The sequence below is a fragment of the Ruminococcus sp. genome, from assembly GCF_017650195.1.
GTDB lineage: Bacteria > Bacillota > Clostridia > Oscillospirales > Ruminococcaceae > Ruminococcus.
Genome location: NZ_JAGCFH010000181.1, coordinates 1 through 6,773 on the forward strand (window position 1 = coordinate 1; position 6,773 = coordinate 6,773).

Sequence of the window (6,773 nt, forward strand, 5' to 3'; positions counted from 1 at the left end):
ACACATCTTAATTCAAATGGCAATACTTTCAAATTTATTTCCATTTTATGGCTAATAGTTTCCACGAATTTCATTACATCGAAGTAAATCTGCACATATTAGGTTTCTATTCCATTAACATTATATTAATATTTTGTTAATAACGCATTCGTTTTAACTGCATTTTGTTACAATTCAGTTACAATTACTACGTCAGAATTAACGCTATATGCGGTTTTTTTATGTTTTTATGCAGGTTTAGTACAGCTGTAATTTTAAAATCTGCGAAAAAGTAGATGCAATAATTATATAAAAACATGGAAAATTATAGCTTCACCTATTGCAAATACAGGCTGGAAATGCTATAATAAATAGGTATAAACAAACTTTTAGGAGAAGTATATGAACAAAACTTATTACACCGATCAAATCAATGCCATTATCACCGAGGTTAAAAAAGCTGTCATTGGCAAAGACGCTATTATTATAAAGGTATTGCTTGCCATGCTTTGTAAGGGACATATCCTCATTGAAGACATCCCCGGTGTCGGAAAAACCACTCTTGCTCTCGCCTTTTCAAAGGCTCTCTCTCTCGAGCATAACCGTATGCAGTTCACTCCTGACGTGCTCCCTTCTGATGTAACAGGCTTTTCTATATATAACAAGACAACTGGAAAGTTTGAGTTCCGTCCTGGTGTTGCATTCTGCAACCTTTTCCTTGCCGATGAGATCAATCGTACCTCAAGCAAAACCCAATCTGCTCTTCTTGAACTCATGGAGGAAAAGAGCATCACTGTAGACGGAAACACATACAAGCTACCGGAGCCTTATACTGTCATAGCAACACAGAACCCTATCGGTTCTGCCGGTACGCATAATCTTCCTGATTCGCAACTTGACCGCTTTATGATAAAGCTCAGTATGGGTTATCCAGATTTCAACGGAGAAGTGTCTATCCTTAAAGCTAAGCAGAACATCAACCCCCTTGACAGGGTAATACCGGTTGCGGACGCTGATTTTATTAACGAATTACAGGAATATATTTCCAATGTTTATGTTGACGACAGGATATATGAATATATCGTTTCCGTATCAGCAGCAACACGTAATCATCCGATGCTCAAGCTCGGCGTAAGTCCCCGTGGTACTCTCTCGCTTATGCAGCTCTCAAAGGGAATAGCTGTTGCAATGGGACGTGATTACGTTATTCCCGAGGATATATCCTATATATGCAATGATGTATTTGAGCACCGTATACTGCTCAACTCAAAGGCAAAGCTGTCCGATACCTCACCGTCAGACATCATATCAGAGATACTGAAAACCGTACCTGTTCCTGGTATAAGTGGAAAATAAGGCGGCGCTATGATTCTCACAAAGATACTTTTTATTGTATTAATAATAGTATGTGCGCTGTTTTACATTCTTTATCTCGGCAATTTTGCTCTTGTGCTTTTTATAGCTATGCTAATACTGCCGATAATAATGTACGTAACAACGTATATCGCCAAGAAGAATATAAGTGCCGATTTTGCCCTTAAGGATAAGACTGTAACCAAGAACTCTGATTTTTCAGTACAGCTCGTTGTTACAAACAGAAGTATATTTCCTATCGGAAAAGCCGAGGCTCATATTGAATATTACAATATGTTCAATGAAGAGGTCTCCTCCTTTGATCTCTATCTGCCGATACAGCCAAAGAACTCTCAGAGGATAACTTTTCAGCTCCGCTCGGAATTCTGCGGCACTCTGAGAGTCACCGCAACATACCTGAATGTTTTTGACCCACTTAGAATATTCAAGCTCAAGGCAGCTCATAATGTCTCTACAGAGGTGCTTGTACTTCCAGAATGCCACGAGATAACCGGTATAGTACATTATACCGACCGCATAAACGAAGAAAGCGATATATTCTCAGAGCACCGTCCAGGTGATGATCCGTCAGAGGTATTTGACCTGAGAGAATACTCCCCCGGTGATAAACTCAATCGTATACACTGGAAGCTGAGTTCAAAAAAGGACGAATTTATTGTAAAGGACTACAGCCTGCCCATAGATGTGCCTTGCACTCTGTTTCTTGATCTTAAGTCCTATAATAGTAAGTATATTTCTTTGCCTGTGCTCGATTCACTCATTGACTCTTTTATGTCCGTTTCACAGTTTCTTATCGAAAACGAAAGAGGACATTCTGTAATATTCTTTGATACTTCCAAGAATATGTTCACCGAGCATCATATCGCAACCAGTCTCGACCTCGGAATAGTTGTCAAATCACTGCTATCTTCATTCAGCAGCGATTTATCTTGCCAGTCTCCTGACAATTATTTCCTTGATCATCCGAACCTTTCATTTGCTTCCTTCACATATATTGGCTCGGCTCTGAATCAGGATGCTTTGCATTATATCGACGAGGAAATAGACTCCGAGCAGAAAAACGCGATCATTGTTATTGAATCAGCAGACAATCTGCTTGATATCAGCATTGATTTATCAACATTCAGCATAATTCCTGTCGCAGTCGGCAGGATATCTGCTTCAATAAAGGATATAGATATATAATGAAAAGAAAGCAAACACAAAACTCAAACGGTATTTCTATAAGCGACAGCATTATCATGTCTGTCAAACACAAGAATTCCAATCCTCGGAAGCCATTTTCAGTCATTATCACTCTTATTGGATTTATATCCTTCATTATGGCTTTCCTCAGTATGTATGCTCTTCCATTCAACAAGGGCAATGTATTATTTGCGAGCTTGTGTATTCTTGCATTTTATATTACTATTTCGGTTATAGGCGGTAAAACGCTGTGGCTCTATCTTGCTTCGTTTTTGTTTTTCATCTTTGCCGTCTACAAAAAATCGAAACTTCTTAAAAGCGGCTATAAATTTGTATACAATTTTATATATAAGGTCACCTTCGAGAAAGATATAGATTATTTTAAGGAGCTTAAGCCTTCTCTTATGATACCATCCATAACGGCTATAGTAATATTCGTTATATGGTTCGTTGCGATGGTGATGTGCTTTTTTACTATATGCAGACCAAACCCTGTACTTCCTCTCCTTGTTACCTTCCCCCTTCTTGAAATAGGTCTGTACAACGGTGTAACCATATCACCTTTCTGGGGTATGCTATGTATAGCATATTGGCTCGCTCTGCTTTCTATGTCATCTATTGATGTTGGCGAATACTCAGGCGGACAAAGCGGTTTCGTGCGAAAGAACAACCTTTTCTTCCCCAAAAGGCACATGAAGCTCAAGGTAACGGAAAGATGTGGTATGCTCGTTATATGCTCCGTTGTCGCTACTTCTTTTATATCAATGTGTTTCCTCAAAGTCACACATTATAAAAGAAGTGACAAAATCAATCAGAAGCGTCATGACATTTCAAATGCAGTTGAGGATTTCTCATTTGAAAACTTAGCGGACAGCCTTTCACGTCTGATGATTTCATTTGGCTTTGATTTTGATTACGAAAACGACAGACTCGGCGATAAAAGCCACATCAGATACAAAGGCGAAACAGATCTAAAAATAACAGTTGCTAAACCTGTAACAGGTGCTGTATACCTAAAAGAATGCACACGTGCTGTTTACGGCATCGACCATTGGGAACCCCTCCCTGAAGAAAATTACCGTTGCGATCTATTTGATGAATTTAAGGAATATAACATCTATCCGCAGGATTACACAGCTCTTGCCTATCAGATGATGAATTATACCAACAATACAAATTCGATTATTATAAAACCTGAATCGCGTAAGTCCAACAAAAATTATTCTCCGTATAACACAGTACCAACTGATAATCTCGGATATTTGTACGACAGCGTCGTTTCCTCCCCGCAGAATAAAAACGGTGAAACTACATACAAGCTTATCTCTAACAGTATCATATCCTCGATACATGATTCATTGTCTGAAAACGAAATAATCACAATGTTTCAGTGTAATATCAGCAATATCACTGATAAAGAATGGCAGGATAAAATAAAATCATACTGTAATGAACACGATTTAATAACCTACGATCATTTCGTTAACATAAACTGCAGGGATATGCTCAATTCAAGTCTTGTGTCTGATAATTATAAAGGTATTCTTGCATTGCTTATGCAGGACGAATACAAAAAGTTCGTATACGAAAACTATCTCAGCGTTCCAAATACTCCGGAAATGGAAGAGATACGCAAAGAATTCGCCGATGTTATAAACAATCAGGATACAAGAACAACAAAAAATACACTGGAGACCCTTGATAAAATTAGGGACCGTATATTTAATGAATGCACTTATACACTCTATCCTGGAAAGACTCCTTCCACACGAGATTTCGTAAACTATTTCCTACTTGAGAACCATAAGGGATTCTGCACCCACTATGCATCCTCAGGCGTTCTTTTAGCAAGAATGGCTGGTATCCCTGCCAGATATGCAAAGGGATATGTGATCGTTGGAAGCGATTTTGATACAGGAAAAGTAAACGAAGACGGCTCAGTCACAGTTAACGTCAAGGATAACCGCAGTCACGCATGGGCGGAGATATACCTTGACGGCGTGGGCTGGATACCATACGAGTTTACAGACGGTTTTTCGGAAGACAGTATCGTTCCAGGTTCAGCTAAGAAAACTGAGCCTCCGACGACTACCACAACTACAGGATCAACGACATCTTCTGTGTCCAAGGATCACAACACTACAAGCGTTTCATCAACCTCATCCAGCTCTGGAAACACCTCTCTGGTAACTGTTACGACAACAAAAGCCGGAGGTGTAGGCGGTATCCTCGGTCCGAGCGACCAAAGATTCAGGTCGCGTATTCCTTGGATCATCAAGTTCTGCTTAAAGCTTTACCTGCTCGTCGCAATACTTGTAGGAATACTGCTTATCCGTCGTCGTATTATCACTCAATTCAGAAACAAACGCTTCACCACTGGAAACGTTTCAAGCAGGATAATAAAAATGTACGGATATGCCGAAAGAATGCTGGAAGTACTCGGTATGCAGAGCCAGAATGGAAATTATATGAGCTTTGCAGAAGAGGTTGAAAAAGGCTACGCCGGAGTATATTTCAAAGACCACGAATTTGAGGACTTTACTCAGATAGCACTGAAAACAAGATACGGCAATACCGTTCCAACAGAGGAAGAAGCAGATATATGCTATAAAACAGTTAAGAGGCTCTCAAATAACCTTTACAATAGGACCTCGCTTATCGAGAAAATCATAATAAAATACATTTACGTATTATGATCGGAGTGATATTATGAAGATAGACAATACTGGATATATAATAAAGGGTATCCTTCTTGCAGTCTGCGGAGTGCTCTTTGCATTCTTCCCAGGAGTGCTTTCATGGATATTCTATATAATAGGCGGTATCATCATCGTCAGCAGTCTACTCACAGGATTTTCAAGTCTTGGCGGCGACGGAGGTTCTCTTATGCCGGCTGGTATAGTTGGTGTGCTGATTGGACTTTTTGTACTATATATCCCTAAGTTTATTTCAAAAAGTATGTCAGTTATCGCAGGCTTAATTCTTACTGTAATATCAATTACACAGATCGTAAAAGCTCTTAGCAAGGAGCTTACAAAGGGGCTTAAGATATTCCAGCTTATCTTCGGTATCTTCCTTCTTATAGCATCTGTATTTCTTATATTCAACCCTTTCCACGGAGGAAAGGTTGTTAGATTCCTCGTCGGGCTCCTTATGCTTGCCTTTGCAGCCTTTAACTTCTATGTTGCTTACGTTATAAGCGAACGCAACGGAGAGGTCATAACCTCAAATGACGTCATAGACGCCAATGGTTTTGAAGTCCACGACAACAACGATCAGAAGCGAATACAGTAAAACATAGCTGCCGGTCTATTCGGCAGCTTCTTTATTGCTCAGACAATCGAACAAGTGTTTGACAAAAATGTTTTTTTATGCTATAATTTATGGTAAACCTTATGTAAAGGAGGCGTGAAAGTGTCTGATGTAAATAATATAATAGATAATATCATTTCGGATAAAAAGCTTCTGAAAAGCTCGGCTTTCAGGGACAAGGTATACAGTGATGAACCCATCATCAGAACGGCTGCTCAACTAATAAAACCTAAAACGCCTCCAGAGATCAAGGAAATGAAGGACATCGCCTTCTCTCAGGCTGCATACTGGAAAACCTCCGCATGGCTCTTCTATACGCAAGGGAAGTTCATGGAGAGCTATACCGACAGCTACAGCTATAACGAAGATTTTATAAAATATTATCCATGCTACCGCGAACTCACCGTAGATCAGCTCAGGGGATATTTTACATGGCGAACGCAAGTTCGCATCGGAAATACCACAAAAGCTCCCCTGCCATTCGTATTTATATATATATACGAACTCATAAACTGCATCGGCGCAGAAACACCAGAGGAATGCTTTACTCTACTCAGAGATTTCTGCCGCGGCTACAAAGACATTGACGATACAATAAGCAGATATGTCGATAACTGGCTCATTGACTTTATCGTATACAACGAACTTGACACCAGTCTTGCAAAGGATATCCCTGAAGTAATATATGAGGATTACATGCTTATTCTTCTGCACTGGAAGAGACATAACGAAAACGAGATATTTTCTGCTGTATCCTATCTTTCAACTTACCAGCCAGAAAAATCGTTATTCTTCATATCCTGTCAAGAGGACTTCAAAAATGTAACTGTCCGCTGCATCGTAAAACTTTCGGAATTTTTTGCCGAAAAGCGAAAATCCTCTCTTTTCAGCAGGCTATTCGGAAATATCTCCGAATGCAGTCA

The 6,773-nt window shown here is 39.6% G+C and carries 5 protein-coding genes; all 5 read left to right on the forward strand.

Features of this window, described 5'->3' with window-relative positions:
* Positions 1–381 precede the first annotated feature (381 nt).
* Positions 382–1,335, forward strand: coding sequence for a MoxR family ATPase (locus J6U00_RS08440; RefSeq protein WP_296580975.1), 954 nt, complete (start codon positions 382–384; stop codon positions 1,333–1,335).
* A gap of 9 nt (positions 1,336–1,344) precedes the next feature.
* Positions 1,345–2,538: a DUF58 domain-containing protein gene (locus J6U00_RS08445; protein WP_296580976.1), complete on the forward strand. Its 1,194-nt coding sequence runs from the start codon at positions 1,345–1,347 to the stop codon at positions 2,536–2,538.
* Entirely contained in the window at positions 2,538–5,234 is a 2,697-nt protein-coding gene (locus J6U00_RS08450) for a transglutaminase-like domain-containing protein (RefSeq protein WP_296580977.1), read from the forward strand. The genes J6U00_RS08445 and J6U00_RS08450 overlap by 1 nt, the downstream gene beginning before the upstream one ends.
* A 13-nt stretch (positions 5,235–5,247) precedes the next feature.
* Positions 5,248–5,832 (forward strand): DUF308 domain-containing protein, encoded by a 585-nt coding sequence (locus J6U00_RS08455; RefSeq protein ID WP_296580979.1) that lies wholly within the window; start codon positions 5,248–5,250, stop codon positions 5,830–5,832.
* Positions 5,833–5,952: 120 nt separating this feature from the next.
* A partial coding sequence (locus J6U00_RS08460; RefSeq protein WP_296580981.1) for a TerB N-terminal domain-containing protein occupies positions 5,953–6,773 on the forward strand: 821 nt, incomplete at its 3' end.